We start from the raw sequence: 16137 nt of genomic DNA, 5'->3' as shown, positions 1-16137 counted from the left end.
AACATGTCGAAAATGTCTATAGTTAAAGGGTATTTATTATGAAATGAGGATAGTAAACCGACATGGCAAAAGCAAAGATTACGGAGCTTGATATTGTCAGAGCCATTTCCATCTTGGCTGTAGTTCTGATTCATGTAACGGCAGACTGGACCGTGGATCCAGCGTTGAAAGGCAGCAGCACGCAGCTGTTTATTTTATTTCTGAACAAAATAAGTTATTTTGCTGTACCCGTCTTTATCTTTTTGAGCGGCATCGTGCTGTTCTATATTTATGCGGATAATTGGAGTGCTAAGCAAGCAGGCATATTCTACTGGAAACGTGTTCGGCAAGTGCTCGTCCCCTATATTGTTTGGTCATTTTTCTACTATATATATAATCCTTGGCTGTGGACGCCTGAGCATCCAATTAAAGTAGATCTGAGCGTATTTCTCGAGCAGTTAAAATGGGCAGATTCGGGCTATCACTTATATTTTATGATTATTATTGTACAGTTTTACCTGCTGTTTCCTTTGCTCGTTTGGGCTGTCAGGAATGCAGCATGGTTTCGCAAAACGCTTGCGTTTTGGGGGTTAGCCATTCAGGCTGGTGTGTACATCTATAGTCACTGGATCGGTCCTATCAGTCATAAACCTGAGCTATGTATCACCTATTTCGGTTACTTCCTCGTTGGCGGAGCCATCGGGATGAATTATGGCAATTTCCGCGCGTGGCTGGATCGCAACAAAGGGTGGGTTATTCCATCCTCGATCATGAGTGGTTTGGTGTACACGGGGCTATATTTATTAGCATCAAGAGGGTATTCCTTTGAAAATACTTGGTTCGAGATTACCTGGCTGATGTACAATCTTGGCATCGGCGTGAGCATGATCTGGATGGCTAAGGAGCTCCTATTGAGGTGGAAGCGCGTGGCGAGCTTTTTCGTCTCGCTGGGGATGGTCTCCTTCGGTGTTTACCTCATGCATCCAGCCTTACTGTCCTTATGGAAATATAAGGTTCACATGCCGGGCTCGATTCTACTATTTAATGTGTACAATGGCATCGTGATTGTTTTGATTGTGGCTATCCCTTGGATATTGACATTGCTGTATCGGAAGGGAAGAAAAGTTCTGTTGAAGTGAGTAGAGGGAGACTTGGTTCGCTGGGTCTCTTTTTTATTTTTAGCGTTCAGTAGAGGGAGCCAGCTACTCGGATTTTGAATTTACTGAGAATGCCATTAATAAACTCCGCAAATAAGCTTCGTTGTCTTATTTGGCTAAATGTACGGCCATTTGGATGAATAAGTACTTTTGGAGTTCTTAATGGAGGGCAACCGCCACTATTCTCACCAGATCCACCAATCCCACCAGCCCCATCAGTTCCGCCAGCTCCACAATCCCTCTCACTCCCACCACCAGTAACCACGCACCTATCCTCGCCGCCTTTCCTACTTCCTCCGTTTAGATGGATTTGAAAATCGCTCCATTTTCAAGGATACTGAGAGAAAAGAGATAGAGGAGTGGACTCCATTCATGAATGCAATCATTGATCTACTAAAAAGCCATCGCTCCATTCGTAAATTTACAAATGAGCCCATTAGCATCGAGCAACGCGAAGCGATTATCCAGGCGGCTCAAGCTGCCTCCACCTCGAGTAATATGCAAGCTTACAGCATCATCCATGTAACAGATGCTGACCTGAAGGGCCAGCTAGCCGAGCTAGCTGGCAATCAAGCTTACGTCAGCGAGTGCCCGCTTTTCCTCGTGTGGTGCGCAGACCTGCACCGCTACGCGGAGGCGGTCCACCAACACGTGGACACGCCGGTCACAGGCAATGCTGAGAATCTCATCATTGCCACGGTCGAGGCTGCATTAGCTGCGCAAAATGCAGCGATCGCCGCCGAGTCACTCGGCCTCGGCGTCTGCTACATCGGCGGGCTGCGCAATAAGCCCGCGGAAGTATCCGAGCTGCTGGGCTTGCCCCAGCTCGTGTACCCGATCTTTGGCATGTGCATCGGCATGCCGGATCAAGAGCCGCTGCACCGCCCGCGGCTCCCGCTTGAAGCTGTATACCACGAGAATCGGTATACACCAAACAGCAGCGCGGTCGAGTCGTACGACGAGACGATCCGCGACTACATGAATGTGCGTACCGGCGGTAAAGTCGATACGACCTGGACCAAGGAAATGGCTGCGAAAGCGCAGCGTCCAAGGAAGCATATGAAAGCCTTTCTGAGCAGTCAAGGCTACGAAGTGGAATAAACTGGCCGTACTGCGCCCCACGCATTCATATTTCGACTACTTGTCTCATACAATGGAAGTAGGTAGAGCTAGGTTCGAGGTTATTATGAACGAAAGGCGTGTGATTCGGTTGAAAGGTTTCAAAAATGTCGTGTACATGAGTTTGGCAGTCGGCATGTTATTTTATTCCATTCCACAATTGCAATTTCGTGAGGTTGGTTCTTTGCCGATGATTTTTAGTGTCATCTGGCTTGTGATGGCTTTGCTCATCATCGCCGCGCATTTGCATCAAATCCTTGGTGTAGATGAAGAGAAACGTAAGCAACAACTCCGAATTAACCGGATGAAGAAATGGCAAATGGAACAGCTTGTACAAGGCAGACGGAAGCTTCTTCAATTCCGCAAGTAAGCGAAGAATGAGCTAAACTTTGACTTCGAACATATGTTTGGTATAATGAATATGAAGCATCCAATCCAATAGGGTTGGATGCTTTTCCATCTTCCAATGCCTCATTGTTCTTACCCATTAGAACGATTATACTAGTAGTACAGACTAATACAGGAATTAATAATGAGGTGTAACAGTTGGATACACATTCCGTCGATACATTAACGAAGCATGAGCAGATTTTGCGGCATATTGAGGACCTGAAGCTAGGCAGTCGGATTTCTGTACGCAAAATCGCCAAAAATATGGAAGTCAGCGAAGGCACTGCCTATCGCGCAATTAAAGAGGCGGAGAATCAAGGACTTGTTTCAACGAAAGAGAGGATCGGAACCGTTCGTGTGGAGAAGAAGCTTCGTCAGAACATCGATAAGCTGACGTTTGCCGAGGTTGTGAACATGGTCGATGGTCAGGTGCTTGGCGGAGCGAAGGGGCTGCATAAAACGCTGCATAAGTTCGTCATCGGCGCTATGGAGCAAGATGCCATGATGCGCTACATCGAGGCAGGCAGCTTACTTATTGTAGGTAACCGGAATAAAGCCCACTTGTGTGCCCTAGAGCAAGGCGCCGGCGTTCTCATTACAGGTGGATTTAACACGAGCCCAGAGGTCAAAGTGCTAGCGGATGAGCTGGAACTGCCGATTATTTCAAGCAGCTATGACACCTTTACCGTCGCGTCCATGATTAACCGAGCTATCTACGATCGTTTGATCAAAAAGAAAATCATGCTCGTGGAAGATATTCTCGCTTCTGGCGCAGCGCTCTTCGCCTTGAAGGCGAACAGTACATTGAAGGATTGGCAGCGCATGTCCGAGGATACGGGCTACAGCCGCTTTCCTGTTGTCGACGAATGGAATCGGATTATTGGTGTTGTAACCTCCAAAGATATGGTTGGCGCGAGCATCCAACAATCTGTTGATAAATTAATGACACGCAATCCATTAACTGTTTCACCTCAGACATCGGTCGCATCAGCCGCACACATGATGGTGTGGGAAGGCATTGAGCTTTTGCCAGTTGTGGATACCAATCGCAAAATCGTCGGTGTGCTGAACCGCAGCGATATCTTGAAAGCCATGCAATCTATCCAGAAACAGCCGCAGAACGGCGAAACATTTGAAGATTTGATCTGGTCCGGGATGGAAGAGGTCAGAGATGAGAAGGGCAAACTGCAATTTCATGGCGTAATTACCCCGCAGATGACGAATCATTTGGGGACGGTTTCGGAAGGGGTTCTCACGACACTTATGACGCAGGCGGCTTACCGTATTGTGCAGGAGCATAAGAAGGGAGATCTCGTCATGGATAATATGTCGACCTATTTTCTGAAGCCGCTTCAGATTGATTCCAAAATAGAAATACGACCCACCATCATTGAGGTGAGCCGTAAATTTGGCAAGATCGATGTAGAAATTTATCATGCAGGAGCTCTGGTTTCCAAAGCGATGCTAACCGCTCAAGTGATCTAGCGGAGCTGGCGATCAAAGTGACCGTGATTGCGGATACCAACGAATACATTGAACACTCCGATCAATACAAGTACGGTACCGAAGATGCGGCGGAAACTGGATTCGCTGAAGAAGAAGATCTGCGTAATTGCAATGAGTACGAGCATCAAGCCCATGCAAATGTTCATGCGTGCTGTATACAAGCCTCGTTTGGCGGCATCTGGCTCGCGACGTGAGCGAATGCTATAGAACAAGGTAAGCCCAAGGAAGAGGCAAATAAGAATAAAGAGCGTCAATTGTATGGCGTGCATAATAATAATCCGTCCCTTTTCGTTGAATTTACAATTAACTTTAGCGATTTTAAGGGGGGATTGCAAGATGAGCGACCATTTCACGTTATGTTTTTTTCTCTTGCGCTGTAATCCAAAGGGTTAATTCGGTTTGAATGAGAACGATGGATTTGACCTCGACGACATATTTTTTATCATGCAGAAAATACGTTCTTTGTGTAATAAGACGCTCGTAGAGGGGCTGAGAATCCCTTACGAAGGTTGCCTTTTGGCCAATGACGAGCTTGAGTTCAGCTTTCACATCACCTTCGATTTCCTTTTGAATATCCTCGCTGATCAGATCATCTTGATTTTTGGGCAGCAAATGAACATTAATAACATTGACTAAGGTTTGATTATTTTTGGTTTTTTTCAAGCTAGCGATATCATCTTCGAGATCACTATTTTCCTGCAAAACTTTATGCAATTGCACATATAACTCGTTGTATGTGTGTTGATGAATACTCATGTACACGGCACTCCCAATGATCGCTCCCGACAACAGCAGTCCAAAGCTCGCCAGCAGTCGTTGGTATCTTGCAAAAGGAGGGATTCTCAAGGCTGATGCCCACCTTTGCAGATCATTTGAATAAGCGCAGTTCCGAATTGTGCCCCTGTAAAAGCAACGACGATATAGACAATCTGCTTGATTGCCGGATTGAGATGGCCGATGGCCACATGACTTTCAATATAACGGATTGGATCAATGGTACCGCCAACCGCAGCAACCATCGCCCAAATCTTGATATTTTCCGAAATGGTCAGCATTTTCTCCGTTGGAGATTGCAATGTTAATACGGCTGCGATGCCGCTCAGCATACTGCCTCCGAATACAACCCCAAACGCAATACAGAAATACATGATAATACTTGCCCAAAAGCCAGCCATGTGCCAATCGCTTCCTTTCTACTGAGTTGGAGGACAATCTCTCTCTACTACTGTATGGGACTGGCTAGCTCCAATATGATAAAATGCATGGAAATAAATCAAAAAGAAGGGGGGAACCAGCGGATGAGTTCGTTTGTACATCTGCATGTGCATAGTGAATATAGCTTATTAGACGGTGCGGCACGGATGGAGGAGCTTGTTTCACAAGCGGCTAATCTGGGCATGACCTCTCTGGCGTTGACAGATCATGGCGTCATGTACGGGGCGATCGCATTCTACAAAGCTTGCAAACAGCGGGGCATCAAACCAATTATTGGCTGTGAGGTTTACTTCACTTCGAGTTCCATTCGTGAAAAAGGGACACGGCAGGAACAGCCGATTTATCACCTTATTTTGCTTGCCAAAAATTTCAAAGGCTATCAAAACCTAATGAAGCTCACGTCGATTGCACATCTACAGGGCTTTCACTATAAACCGCGTATTGATTTAGAACATTTGTCCCAGCACTCGGAAGGGCTAATTTGCCTCAGTTCCTGCTTAGGGAGTGAGGTTTCCCAGCATTTGCTGCATAACCGATATGATGAGGCTCGCAAAGCGGCAGAGCGTTATCGCGACATATTCGGCGACGATTTCTTTCTGGAGATTCAAGATCATGGCATGATTGAGCAGAAAAAAGTGATGGTTTCCATGATTGAATTGAGCAAAGAAACCGGCATTCCTTTAATCGCAACGAATGATGTGCATTATGTAACTGAGCCAGATCATGTGATGCAAGATATTCTTATTTGTATAGGCACTGGCAAAACGGTAGAGGATACAGATCGGCTCAAGATGGGAACGAGTCAGATGTATTTGAAAAGCGATGAGGAGATGCGGCGTTTATTCGTCCATGTGCCTGAAGCGCTTGCGAATACTGCTGTGGTTGCCTCGCGCTGTGAATTAGAACTGACGTTCGGTAAGTCGATTTTGCCAAGTTTTAGTCCGATCCCTGAGCATTTAACAGCAGGGGCTTATTTGCAGGAGCTGTGCAGATTAGGGCTAGAACAGCGTTATGGCAGCAAGCCTGAGTGGCACGATGCGAGCCATCCTTTGAGAAAACAAGCCGAAGAACGACTCTCTTACGAGCTTGGTGTCATAGCGAACATGGGCTTCTCGGATTACTTTTTAATCGTGTGGGACTTTATTCGATTCGCGCATGAGAAACGGATCATGACAGGGCCAGGGCGGGGATCCTCTGCGGGAAGCTTAGTAGCGTATGTGCTGCGCATTACGAATGTCGATCCGCTGCAATATAAGCTGCTATTCGAGCGGTTTTTGAATCCGGAACGGATAACGATGCCTGATATTGATATCGATTTTAGCGACGAACGTCGGGATGAAGTTATTGATTATGTCGTTGCCAAATATGGTCATGAACACGTTGCCCAAATTATTACCTTCGGAACGATGGCGGCCAAAGCCGCAGTTCGGGATGTAGGGCGTGTCCTCAATGTGCCCTATGGAGATGTGGATCGTGCAGCTAAAGCAATTCCGAATCAACTTGGGATGACTTTGAAGGAAGCACTTCAGGTTAGCACAGATTTGAAAGGGATGGTAGCCAGACAACCGAAGACCGCAGAACTATTAGAGATGGCTATGCGAGTTGAGGGGATGCCGCGCCATGCTTCAACGCATGCAGCTGGTGTTGTCATTTCGCGAGAGCCGCTGACACATTACGTGCCTTTACAAGAAGGAACGACACAGACGGCGCTCACTCAATATACGATGGAGCATTTAGAGGCGATCGGACTCCTCAAGATGGATTTTCTGGGTTTACGGACTCTTTCCATTATTGAACGAACTGTCGATTGGCTTTCCCAAATGGAAGAGGTTCACATTAACTTCGATCTCCTTAATATGGATTCAGATGATATCACCTATGAGATGCTCAGCAGAGGGGAAACAACAGGCGTATTCCAATTGGAGTCAACAGGCTGTCGCAAGGTCCTCAAGGACTTGAAGCCATCAGAATTCGAAGATATTATTTCCGTCTTAGCCTTGTATCGTCCAGGTCCGATGGAGTTTATTCCCAAATATATTGCCGGTAAGCACGGACAAGTGGAAGTTGTTTATCCGCATCCAACGCTTGAGCCCATTCTACGGGACACTTACGGCATCATCGTATACCAAGAGCAAATCATGCAAATTGCCTCCTCCATGGCAGGCTTTAGCTTAGGTGAAGCGGATCTATTGCGTAGAGCCGTTTCCAAAAAGAAGCGGGAAGTACTCGATGAAGAACGGACGCATTTCGTTTCGGGAAGTTTACGTCAAGGTTTTAACGCGGATGAGGCGAACCATGTGTATGATATGATCGTGCGTTTTGCCGATTACGGCTTCCCGCGGGCGCATGCGACGGCTTATGGGGTTCTTGCTTTCCAAACGGCTTATCTTAAAGCGCATTATCCGATCTATTTCATGGCTTCGATGCTAACCGCGGTTATGGGGAATCATCGCAAGGTTGCTGAGTATGTGGACGAATGTAGACGCGTGAAGTTAGCTGTCCTGCCACCAGATGTGAATGGCAGCGGAACCGTGTTTACGCCGGATTCGCGTGCTGGAGCGATCCGTTTTGGACTAGCTGCTATCAAAAATGTAGGAACACAAGCCATAGATGCCATTCTTAGCGAGAGAAAGAAAGCTCCGTTTGAGAGTTTGCTTGATTTCTGTCGCAGGGTTGACCTTCGTGTATGTAATAAACGGGTGGTTGAATCGCTTATTCAAGGCGGAGCTTTCGATTCGCTCGGCGGTCATCGTGCCCAGCATCTAGCTATCCTAGATGAAACCATCGCTTCCGCTACCAAATGGCGCAAGGAACGGGACGATCTGCAGCTTCACCTGTTCGGATTCGTCGAAGAACCGAATTGGGAGGTGGAGGTGCCGAATATTCCTCCGATGCCGCAATCCAAGCAGCTCGAGCTTGAGAAAGAGCTGCTCGGCATGTACATCTCTGGTCATCCGCTGGATGCCTATGCAGAACAGCTGGCAGAGTTGGATGCCGTGATGCTGCATCAGTTAACAGAGCAACCAGATCATAGCGATGTTCTGGTTGCCGGGATGATCCTCTCGAACAAGACGATTGTCACCAAAAAAGGTGACCCGATGGCGTTCATGGAGCTTGAGGATCGCATTGATAAGGTCGAGGTGGTCTTGTTCCCCGAGACCTGGAAGAAGTCGGCTCCGCTCGTGCAGAAGGGCAGACTCGTCCTCGTCCGTGCGAAGCTGCAGCTTCAGGACGAGGACCCGCCCAAGCTGCTCGCGGAGCAGCTTGCCGCGCTGGACGACCCGGAGGCCGTCCAGCGGCTTCGCCGGCAGCCTGCGGGCAGACGATCCCCTGACGACGTCAGGGATCGTGCACCGCGCTCGGCTGCCCCACAGAGCGGCGCGCGCAGCGCCGCTCCAGCACCGCAGGCAGCCCCGGCAGCGGGCCGCCCACAGCCCGTCGCTGCGGAGGCGAAGCCGCAGCGTGTGTTCGTCAAGATCACGGCTGACTGCGAGCAGCCGGATAAGCTCTTGCAGCTGAAAGCGCTGCTGAAGCTGCATAAGGGCCAGCTTGCGGTTGCGCTTTTCTATGAAAGCAGCAACAAGCTCCTGGCCTTGAGCGACCAGTACCGGGTCGATCCGACCAAGGATCTGACGCGCATGATTGAGACGATTATGGGCAAAGATTCTGTCCGAGTGAAATGAAGAAATCTCAATCGTGGTTGTTCGCTAGTGGTAAATATGACTTCCTCCGCATATGAATAGGAACCCGGCTTTTCTTTTTATATAAGCATCCCATTGCTAGGAGGAGGATTTATGACCGAACAACACATGATCCAGCTACTCCAGAAACGCGGCGTGTCCGTGGATCAAGTATCAGAAATCGTATACAAGCTGCAGAAGCCGTATAATGATCAACTCACGATTGAAGAATGTGTAGACAGTGTGATGGCAGTACTTTCCAAGCGCGAAGTGCAATATACCCTCTATACAGGGATTGCATTGGATGAATTAGCCGAGAAGAAAATGCTGCCAGAGCCGCTGCAATCGATTCTTGAGGTGGATGAACCTCTCTATGGGGTAGACGAGACGTTAGCTCTTGGGATTGTTCATGTGTATGGGATGATTGGTTTAACCAGCTTCGGCTACTTGGATAAGGAAAAAATAGGAATCATTCGCGCTCTGAACGATGATCGCAGCGCTGTTCATGTGTTTCTAGATGATTTAGTTTGCGGATTAGCGGCAGCAGCCTCAGCCAGAATCGCTCACCAAAATGAGCATGCGCCTGATTATAGCTCTAAACACCGTCTGGACTAAGCCTAAATAGTTCAGGCTTTACTTTTTATATCGATGTGCTCTGTTGCGGGCAAAAGTGGAATTATGCTATCATTATTGCATTGTGTGTTCCTATGCGTATAAAGGATGTTATTATCGTCATTGCTTAGTTGCTTTAGTGGTTGTAGTTGCACGTCATAGGAGGTTTATTAATGTGGACGGTGATCTATATAGCTCCTACTGCGAAAATTGCAGAGCGGATTAAACAGAGACTGACGGAAGAAGGTTTTCTGGTTCAGGTACGAGGCATCTCTTTATCCAAAAATCAGTTTGAAATTGTTGTTCCCGAAGGGGAGCTGGAAGAAGTACAAGAAGTGCTCAATTCTATTTTACATAGATAGTTAAAGTAGAACTAAGAAACGTGGCTTGTCAGGAAATATAGATCATAGCCAAGTAGAGGTGGAAATGTGCTAAAGGATTTATTTCAAAAGCGAAAATATGCAACGATTCCTTCCGAGAGAACGAAAAGGGAGATTCCTGAGGGTTTAATGAATAAATGTCCGAAGTGTGGCACGATTCAAACAAGCAAAGAGCTTGAGAAGAATCTAAAAGTGTGTACGTCTTGCGGTTATCATTATCGTTTAAGCGCATCCGAACGAATCCAACTTACGCTCGATGAAGGTCAATTTGTAGAATTTGATGCGGATATGATCTCCGAAGATCCATTGCAGTTTCCTGATTATGTCGAGAAATTGGACAAAGCCAAGAACGCAACGAAGCTTCAAGATGCGATTATGACGGGTCAAGGAACAATTGGCGGATATCCGGTTATCGTTGCTGCGATGAGCTTTGATTTTATGGGAGGCTCGCTAGGTTCCGTTGTTGGTGAGAAAATGACGAGAGCCGTCGAAATTGCGATTGAGAAAAAGCTTCCGATTCTCATTTATTCCACATCTGGTGGCGCACGTATGCAAGAAAGTATTCTTAGCCTAATGCAAATGGCCAAAACTAGTGCAGCATTGTCCAAGCTTAGCGAAGATGGCGGATTATTCATATCGATAATTACCGATCCGACTTTCGGCGGGGTTTCGGCGAGCTTTGCGATGCTTGGTGATATTATTATTGCAGAGCCGGCTGCATCATTTGGATTTACGGGCCGCCGTGTTATCGAGCAAACGATTAAACAGAAGCTGCCTGATAATTTCCAAACATCTGAATTCAATCTCGAGCATGGTCAGCTCGACAAGGTCGTCTGCCGCAAGGATATGAGACCGACGTTAATTAAGCTGCTCGACATGCACGGAACGAAGGAGGAGGCGACATATGGCGGGTGAAATGCCGTTTGAACAGCCACTGGCGGAACTAAAAAGCAAAATTGCCGAGCTGCGTAAATTTGGGGCAGAGAAGCAAATCGACTTTTCAGAAGAAATTCGCCGTTTGGAAGAAAGATATGCTCAACTAGAAGACGAATTGTATACAACGATGACGTCTGCGGAGAAAATGCAATTAGCACGCCATCCGCAAAGACCGACGACGATCGATTATATTAACACGATTTTTACGGATTTCATCGAGTTTCATGGTGATCGCTTATATGGTGATGATCTAGCCATCGTTGGTGGACTAGCGAAGTTAAACGGGGTACCCGTGACGGTAGTTGGTCACCAAAAAGGGAAAGATACGAAGGACAATATCGCACGTAATTTCGGATGTCCGCACCCAGAAGGGTTCCGTAAAGCGCTGCGCTTGATGCGTCAAGCTAACAAATTTAAGCGTCCCATTGTGACATTTATTGATACAAAAGGGGCATTCCCTGGGAATGCTGCGGAAGAACGCGGTCAAGGAGAAGCGATTGCCAGAAATCTACTGGAAATGGCCTCTTTTCGTGTGCCGATCATCTGTATCGTTATCGGAGAGGGCGGCAGTGGCGGCGCTCTTGCATTAGGTTTAGGCAATAAGGTGTTAATGTTGGAGAACGCGATTTATTCGGTTATTAGTCCCGAAGGCGCGGCTTCGATTCTTTATAAAGATGCTTCTAAAGCATTACACGCGGCAGAAGCTATGAAAATTACGGCTGATCACATCCTTGAGCTAGGCGTCATCGATGGGATCATACCGGAGCCGAAGGGCGGCGCTCACCGGGATTTAGCAACACAAGCCGAACATATTAAATCAGCGATCTGGGAACAGCTTCAGCAACTGCTAAGTTTGAACGAACAGGAGCTGCTCGAGGACCGTTACCGTAAATTTAGAGATATCGGTCGGTTCACATTCACTCAGGAGGGTAACAGTAACCATGCGTAAAACGAAAATTGTCTGTACGATTGGACCAGCAAGCGAATCACAAGAAAATCTTAAAAAGCTTCTAGAAGCGGGCATGAACGTAGCTCGTCTTAATTTCTCCCACGGAGATTTTGAAGAGCACGGCGCACGTATCCGCAACCTTCGCGCTGCATCCGCCGAGACAGGTAAAATAGCTGCTATTTTGCTTGATACCAAAGGACCGGAAATCCGTACAGGCAAGCTAAAAGAAGAGCCAATTGAGCTTGTTCAGGACAAGCATATTATTTTGACAACCGAAGAAATTCTAGGGGATACAGACCGTATCTCAGTTACGTACTCAGATCTGCCGCGTGACGTTAAAGTCGGATCGACGATTCTGATCGATGATGGTTTGATTGGTCTTACGGTTGTTGATATTCGTGGAACTGAAATCGAGTGCCGTATCGTCAATGGCGGAACGATCAAAAGTAAAAAAGGCGTTAACGTACCAGGCGTGAAAATCAGCCTTCCAGGTATCACAGAAAAAGATGCGAATGATATCGTGTTCGGTATCGAACAAGGTGTAGATTTCATCGCAGCTTCTTTCGTGCGTAAAGCAAGTGACGTCATGGAAATCCGTGAATTGTTGGAGCGTCACAACGCTTCGCATATCCAAATCATCTCCAAAATCGAAAACCAAGAAGGCGTTGACAACCTTGACGAAATTCTTGAAGTTTCCGATGGTTTGATGGTTGCTCGTGGAGATCTTGGTGTTGAGATTCCTGCTGAGGACGTGCCGGTTGTTCAAAAGCAAATGATCAAAAAATGTAACATTGTAGGTAAACCGGTTATTACGGCTACAATGATGCTGGATTCTATGCAACGTAACCCGCGTCCTACACGTGCAGAAGCAAGTGACGTAGCGAATGCGGTATTCGACGGAACGGATGCAGTGATGTTGTCCGGCGAGACAGCTGCTGGGAAATACCCAGTTGAATCTGTTGAAACAATGGCTCGTATTGCTGAGCGTGCAGAAGCTGCCTTGGAATATAAAGAAATTTTCCTTCGTCAAGCTCAAGCGCAACAAGTAACCGTAACAGAGGCGATCTCCCAAGCGGTAGCGAACTCCGCATTGGAGCTTGGTGCGAAAGCAATTCTGACAGCAACGGAAAGTGGCTACACAGCGCGTATGGTATCCAAATACCGTCCGAAATCCCCGATTATCGCTGTTACACCAAGTGAGCAAGTGATTCGCCGTTTATCCCTCGTTTGGGGTGTTATTCCTGTGTTGGGTACACAAGCGAAAACAACAGATGAGCTATTTAACCTAGCGGTGGACAGCTCCATCAAAACAGGTATCGTTTCCCTTGGCGATATCGTTGTCATCACAGCTGGCGTGCCAGTTGGCCGCTCTGGAACAACGAACCTAATCAAAGTTCATCACGTTGGTGAGATGATTGCCAAAGGGACAGGCATCGGCATGCAAACGGCGACAGGGACTGTCGTAACGGCACGCACACCTGAAGAAGCTAATGCGAAAATGGTAGACGGAGCTGTGCTTGTAACAGTTTCAACAGATAAAGAGTACATGCCAGCTGTTCAAAGAGCATCTGCTTTGATTACCGAAGTAGGCGGCATCACGTCTCACGCGGCAGTTGTTGCACTTAGCCTTGGAATTCCAGTTATCGTAGGCGTGGAAAATGCAGTTGAATTAATTAAAGACGGTACAGAAGTTTCCATTTACCCAGAAGTAGGCGTTATCTACTCAGGTCAAGCGAGCGTTCTGTAAGTGAAGTGATAACGAAGAGTGAAGCGAGAGTACGATATCGCTTCACTCTTTTTTGCGTTGTTGGCTTTTTAATTTTTCTAAACATTATTTAGTATTTTTCTTGCCGCATCAGTTTAGCTTAAAAGATGGGACTCAAATAGAGTATTTAATGTATTTATCCAATGAAACTAACTGAAAAAGGAATAATGGAACCCAAACGCGCCTCACAGCAGCATTTAAGACTCACGCACCACCTATGGTATAATAAAATCACCATGTATATCGGGAGGTTCAGCATGACTCAGGAACGGTGGCATCAACAACAGCTGCGTGTGCGTTATCAGGAGACGGATCAAATGGGGGTCGTGTACCATGCCAATTATTTGACTTGGTTTGAAATCGGCCGTACAGAGCTTATACGATCCCTAGGTTATCCCTATCGTAAAATAGAGGAAAAGGGACTCTTGCTTCCCGTTACAGAAGCTGATCTCAAATTCAAAAAACCAGCGCGATACGATGATCTTGTGGGAATCTATACACGAGTGTCACAAATGAGCAGCGTTCGGCTGCAATTTGCGTATGAAATACGGAGAATACATGACGATCTCACCGAAGAATTACTAGTAACCGGAACATCTGGTCATGTTTGGGTGAATCCTTCTTGGAGGCCAGTACGTATAGAGAAGGAAGCGCCAGAATTGTGGCAGCTCATTGGGAAGTATACTGAAGACGGAGGCTGAACCTATGTTTCGATGGATTATAGCTATTTTTATTCTCGTACCTGCGGTAGAAATTACAATGTTGATCATGCTTGGACATCTGGTCGGAGGTTGGATGACCTTCCTGTTAATCATAGCGAGCGGCTTCTTAGGTGCTTACTTTGCGAAGCGAGAGGGACGCAAGGTGATGGAGTATGCGAAGTTTGAGTGGTCGCAAGGCCAGCTGCCAGCGCAGCAAATCCTCGATGGGATCTGTATTTTCCTTGGAGGCATTTTGCTCATTACACCGGGATTCATAACGGATATTCTAGGTTTCCTGCTCGTTTTTCCGTACACAAGACCGATATTCAAGGTACTTCTGCTGGCCATCATTCGCAAGCAAATTGGCAAAGGCAACATGCACATCATCAATCGCAGATAAGCAGTTATTGTTAATAAACTAAAGGCTCGGTCATCCTCCTACTCAGGAGGTGCCGAGCCTTTGTGTATGTAAGCTGCGATATCATGAAAAATTTTCGCACGATAGAAGGCGGTAATTAGGATCAGGGATACAGGACCAATGATAAGTCCTAATAGCCCGAATAGCTTTAACCCTACGAACATCGCAATAAGTGTAGCGAGTGGATCTAAGCCGACTGAGGAGGCTAATACCTTTGGCTCCATAATTTGCCGCGCGATAACAATAACCCCATACAGGACACTGAGTCCAATACCAAGCACGATATTACCTTGCGCGAAGAAAACGTAGAGGATCCATGGCACCATGACTGCGCCTGTTCCCAGATACGGCATCAAGTCCGCTAAGCCAGTTAATAGGCCGATGGTGATCGCATAATCAACTCGGAGAACAAGCAAGCCGATGATCACGACGAGTGCTGTGAGTGAAACCAGAATCAACTGTGCTCTTAAATAGCCGAACAAGGCTTTCTGTAAATCCGTTCGGATTAACTTTGTCGTTTTAACAATCATGTCCGAGAAGATGCCTTTATAGCGTTTGATTAGCCCGTACCAATCCTTACTGATGAAAAAGGTGGCCAACATGACAATGATCGTGATCGTCGCGATATTAGGCAGAGAGGTCAGGAAAGCTTTGAGTGCGGCAAAAATATAGGTGATGACCAATTTACTAACGTCCGCGATAGAACCTGCTGTAGAGGAGAGATTGGTGTTAACCGTCTCCTGATATTTCGGATTATTTTCAAAAAACTCATTCACGCGTTCAATCCATTGCTGGAAGGTGACCGAATTAATGAACACATTAAATTCCTCGACCCATCGGTTGATCTGGAGTTGAATCGTATCCGCAAGGGAGCCAAGTTCCACGACAATATTAGCTACAAGCAATGTGATGATCGTAACCATCGCACCTAAGAATATGAGCATAGATAACGAGACAGATAGCCATCTGGGTAATTTTAATTTGAATTGAAAGAAATTAACAAGCGGATTGAGCATAAGTGCGATAATCCAACCGAAAATAAAAGGGTAAATGAGTGGAACGATATAGTAAAAGGCAATGGCTACTAGGAAGAGAATTATGGCCACCCATATGCCTCTGAAAATTTGATGAACGAGTCGCGGATTTAGGATACCCATGGTAGGAATCACTCCTTGTTTCAAGTCATTTATATTGTAACATGAACATGGATAAATACGGAAATATCATGATCTTTACAAAATCTTAATATATTGAAATACGGGGAATTGGATTGTCGCCCCCCTCAGACGCATAGTACAATGGAGATATTAGATCACTAAAATGGAAAAAT

Annotated in this window: 17 protein-coding genes; 12 read left to right on the top strand and 5 right to left on the bottom strand. The window is 46.6% G+C overall.

The annotated features are described in order from the left end of the window. Positions 1–62 precede the first annotated feature (62 nt). Positions 63–1118, top strand: coding sequence for an acyltransferase (locus ACSQ8P_RS26810; protein WP_436237981.1), 1056 nt, complete (start codon positions 63–65; stop codon positions 1116–1118). Between the two features lie 46 nt (positions 1119–1164). Here ACSQ8P_RS26810 and ACSQ8P_RS26805 read toward each other — a convergent pair whose 3' ends face one another. Continuing rightward, positions 1165–1401, bottom strand: coding sequence for a hypothetical protein (locus tag ACSQ8P_RS26805; RefSeq protein WP_436237980.1), 237 nt, complete (start codon positions 1399–1401; stop codon positions 1165–1167). 107 nt (positions 1402–1508) lie between these two features. Between ACSQ8P_RS26805 and nfsA the strand changes: the two genes are divergently transcribed. The 3 genes from nfsA to ACSQ8P_RS26790 all read left to right on the top strand — a co-directional run bounded on the left by nfsA (position 1509) and on the right by ACSQ8P_RS26790 (position 4130). Beyond that, the gene (gene nfsA / locus ACSQ8P_RS26800; protein ID WP_436237979.1) at positions 1509–2237 is read left to right on the top strand and encodes an oxygen-insensitive NADPH nitroreductase; all 729 of its coding nucleotides are present in this window, start codon (positions 1509–1511) and stop codon (positions 2235–2237) included. Positions 2238–2322: 85 nt separating this feature from the next. Beyond that, on the top strand, positions 2323–2625 hold the full coding sequence (locus tag ACSQ8P_RS26795) for a hypothetical protein (protein ID WP_235549686.1): 303 nt from the start codon (positions 2323–2325) through the stop codon (positions 2623–2625). A 176-nt stretch (positions 2626–2801) separates the two neighbouring features. Then, the gene (locus ACSQ8P_RS26790) at positions 2802–4130 is read left to right on the top strand and encodes a DRTGG domain-containing protein (protein WP_056624077.1); all 1329 of its coding nucleotides are present in this window, start codon (positions 2802–2804) and stop codon (positions 4128–4130) included. Here ACSQ8P_RS26790 and ACSQ8P_RS26785 read toward each other — a convergent pair. The 3 genes from ACSQ8P_RS26785 to ACSQ8P_RS26775 form a co-directional block, all read right to left on the bottom strand. Continuing rightward, complete coding sequence (locus ACSQ8P_RS26785) at positions 4127–4420, bottom strand: YtpI family protein (protein WP_436237978.1); 294 nt, start codon at positions 4418–4420, stop codon at positions 4127–4129. The genes ACSQ8P_RS26790 and ACSQ8P_RS26785 overlap by 4 nt on opposite strands. A gap of 85 nt (positions 4421–4505) precedes the next feature. Further along, a complete protein-coding gene (locus tag ACSQ8P_RS26780) occupies positions 4506–4997 on the bottom strand; it encodes a hypothetical protein (protein ID WP_436237977.1) in 492 nt (163 codons plus the stop codon). Continuing rightward, positions 4994–5326, bottom strand: a complete 333-nt coding sequence (locus ACSQ8P_RS26775; RefSeq protein ID WP_056624073.1) for a YtrH family sporulation protein — start codon at positions 5324–5326, stop codon at positions 4994–4996. Before ACSQ8P_RS26775 ends, ACSQ8P_RS26780 begins: the two co-directional genes overlap by 4 nt. Before the next feature lie 123 nt (positions 5327–5449). Between ACSQ8P_RS26775 and ACSQ8P_RS26770 the strand changes: the two genes are divergently transcribed. The 8 genes from ACSQ8P_RS26770 to ACSQ8P_RS26735 all read left to right on the top strand — a co-directional run bounded on the left by ACSQ8P_RS26770 (position 5450) and on the right by ACSQ8P_RS26735 (position 14789). Continuing rightward, positions 5450–9049, top strand: coding sequence for a DNA polymerase III subunit alpha (locus ACSQ8P_RS26770; protein ID WP_436237976.1), 3600 nt, complete (start codon positions 5450–5452; stop codon positions 9047–9049). A 111-nt stretch (positions 9050–9160) separates the two neighbouring features. Beyond that, on the top strand, positions 9161–9661 hold the full coding sequence (locus tag ACSQ8P_RS26765; RefSeq protein WP_436237975.1) for a phosphatidylglycerophosphatase A family protein: 501 nt from the start codon (positions 9161–9163) through the stop codon (positions 9659–9661). 170 nt (positions 9662–9831) lie between these two features. Beyond that, a complete protein-coding gene (locus ACSQ8P_RS26760) occupies positions 9832–10020 on the top strand; it encodes a hypothetical protein (RefSeq protein WP_028554922.1) in 189 nt (62 codons plus the stop codon). Positions 10021–10086: 66 nt separating this feature from the next. Next, complete coding sequence (gene accD / locus ACSQ8P_RS26755; protein ID WP_436237974.1) at positions 10087–10953, top strand: acetyl-CoA carboxylase, carboxyltransferase subunit beta; 867 nt, start codon at positions 10087–10089, stop codon at positions 10951–10953. Next, complete coding sequence (locus ACSQ8P_RS26750; protein WP_436237973.1) at positions 10943–11923, top strand: acetyl-CoA carboxylase carboxyltransferase subunit alpha; 981 nt, start codon at positions 10943–10945, stop codon at positions 11921–11923. The genes accD and ACSQ8P_RS26750 overlap by 11 nt, the downstream gene beginning before the upstream one ends. Next, complete coding sequence (gene pyk, locus ACSQ8P_RS26745; protein WP_436237972.1) at positions 11916–13670, top strand: pyruvate kinase; 1755 nt, start codon at positions 11916–11918, stop codon at positions 13668–13670. The genes ACSQ8P_RS26750 and pyk overlap by 8 nt, the downstream gene beginning before the upstream one ends. A 275-nt stretch (positions 13671–13945) precedes the next feature. After that, positions 13946–14389, top strand: a complete 444-nt coding sequence (locus ACSQ8P_RS26740; RefSeq protein WP_436237971.1) for an acyl-CoA thioesterase — start codon at positions 13946–13948, stop codon at positions 14387–14389. A 4-nt stretch (positions 14390–14393) separates the two neighbouring features. Beyond that, positions 14394–14789 carry an FxsA family protein gene (locus ACSQ8P_RS26735; RefSeq protein WP_236286057.1) on the top strand — a complete coding sequence of 132 codons (396 nt, stop codon included), beginning with the start codon at positions 14394–14396 and terminating at the stop codon, positions 14787–14789. A 38-nt stretch (positions 14790–14827) separates the two neighbouring features. Here the strand turns inward: ACSQ8P_RS26735 and ytvI are convergent, their stop codons facing one another. After that, on the bottom strand, positions 14828–15964 hold the full coding sequence (gene ytvI, locus ACSQ8P_RS26730) for a sporulation integral membrane protein YtvI (RefSeq protein ID WP_436237970.1): 1137 nt from the start codon (positions 15962–15964) through the stop codon (positions 14828–14830). Positions 15965–16137 lie beyond the last annotated feature (173 nt).

Origin of the sequence: Paenibacillus sp. LjRoot153 (assembly GCF_964253085.1) — a bacterium.
GTDB lineage: Bacteria > Bacillota > Bacilli > Paenibacillales > NBRC-103111 > Paenibacillus_E.
Note: the sequence above shows the minus strand (reverse complement) of the source record. Positions and strands in the feature narration are given on the sequence as shown.

What these genes read in the sequence shown, in the direction of transcription:
- ACSQ8P_RS26760 (WP_028554922.1), top strand. Translation starts at nt 9,832, where the DNA reads ATGTGGACGGTGATCTATATAGCTCCTACTGCGAAAATTGCAGAGCGG.
- ACSQ8P_RS26775 (WP_056624073.1), bottom strand. Translation starts at nt 5,326, where the DNA reads ATGGCTGGCTTTTGGGCAAGTATTATCATGTATTTCTGTATTGCGTTT.
- ACSQ8P_RS26810 (WP_436237981.1), top strand. Translation starts at nt 63, where the DNA reads ATGGCAAAAGCAAAGATTACGGAGCTTGATATTGTCAGAGCCATTTCC.
- ACSQ8P_RS26785 (WP_436237978.1), bottom strand. Translation starts at nt 4,420, where the DNA reads ATGCACGCCATACAATTGACGCTCTTTATTCTTATTTGCCTCTTCCTT.
- ACSQ8P_RS26750 (WP_436237973.1), top strand. Translation starts at nt 10,943, where the DNA reads ATGGCGGGTGAAATGCCGTTTGAACAGCCACTGGCGGAACTAAAAAGC.
- ACSQ8P_RS26795 (WP_235549686.1), top strand. Translation starts at nt 2,323, where the DNA reads ATGAACGAAAGGCGTGTGATTCGGTTGAAAGGTTTCAAAAATGTCGTG.
- nfsA (WP_436237979.1), top strand. Translation starts at nt 1,509, where the DNA reads ATGAATGCAATCATTGATCTACTAAAAAGCCATCGCTCCATTCGTAAA.
- ytvI (WP_436237970.1), bottom strand. Translation starts at nt 15,964, where the DNA reads ATGGGTATCCTAAATCCGCGACTCGTTCATCAAATTTTCAGAGGCATA.
- ACSQ8P_RS26770 (WP_436237976.1), top strand. Translation starts at nt 5,450, where the DNA reads ATGAGTTCGTTTGTACATCTGCATGTGCATAGTGAATATAGCTTATTA.
- pyk (WP_436237972.1), top strand. Translation starts at nt 11,916, where the DNA reads ATGCGTAAAACGAAAATTGTCTGTACGATTGGACCAGCAAGCGAATCA.
- ACSQ8P_RS26740 (WP_436237971.1), top strand. Translation starts at nt 13,946, where the DNA reads ATGACTCAGGAACGGTGGCATCAACAACAGCTGCGTGTGCGTTATCAG.
- ACSQ8P_RS26735 (WP_236286057.1), top strand. Translation starts at nt 14,394, where the DNA reads ATGTTTCGATGGATTATAGCTATTTTTATTCTCGTACCTGCGGTAGAA.
- ACSQ8P_RS26765 (WP_436237975.1), top strand. Translation starts at nt 9,161, where the DNA reads ATGACCGAACAACACATGATCCAGCTACTCCAGAAACGCGGCGTGTCC.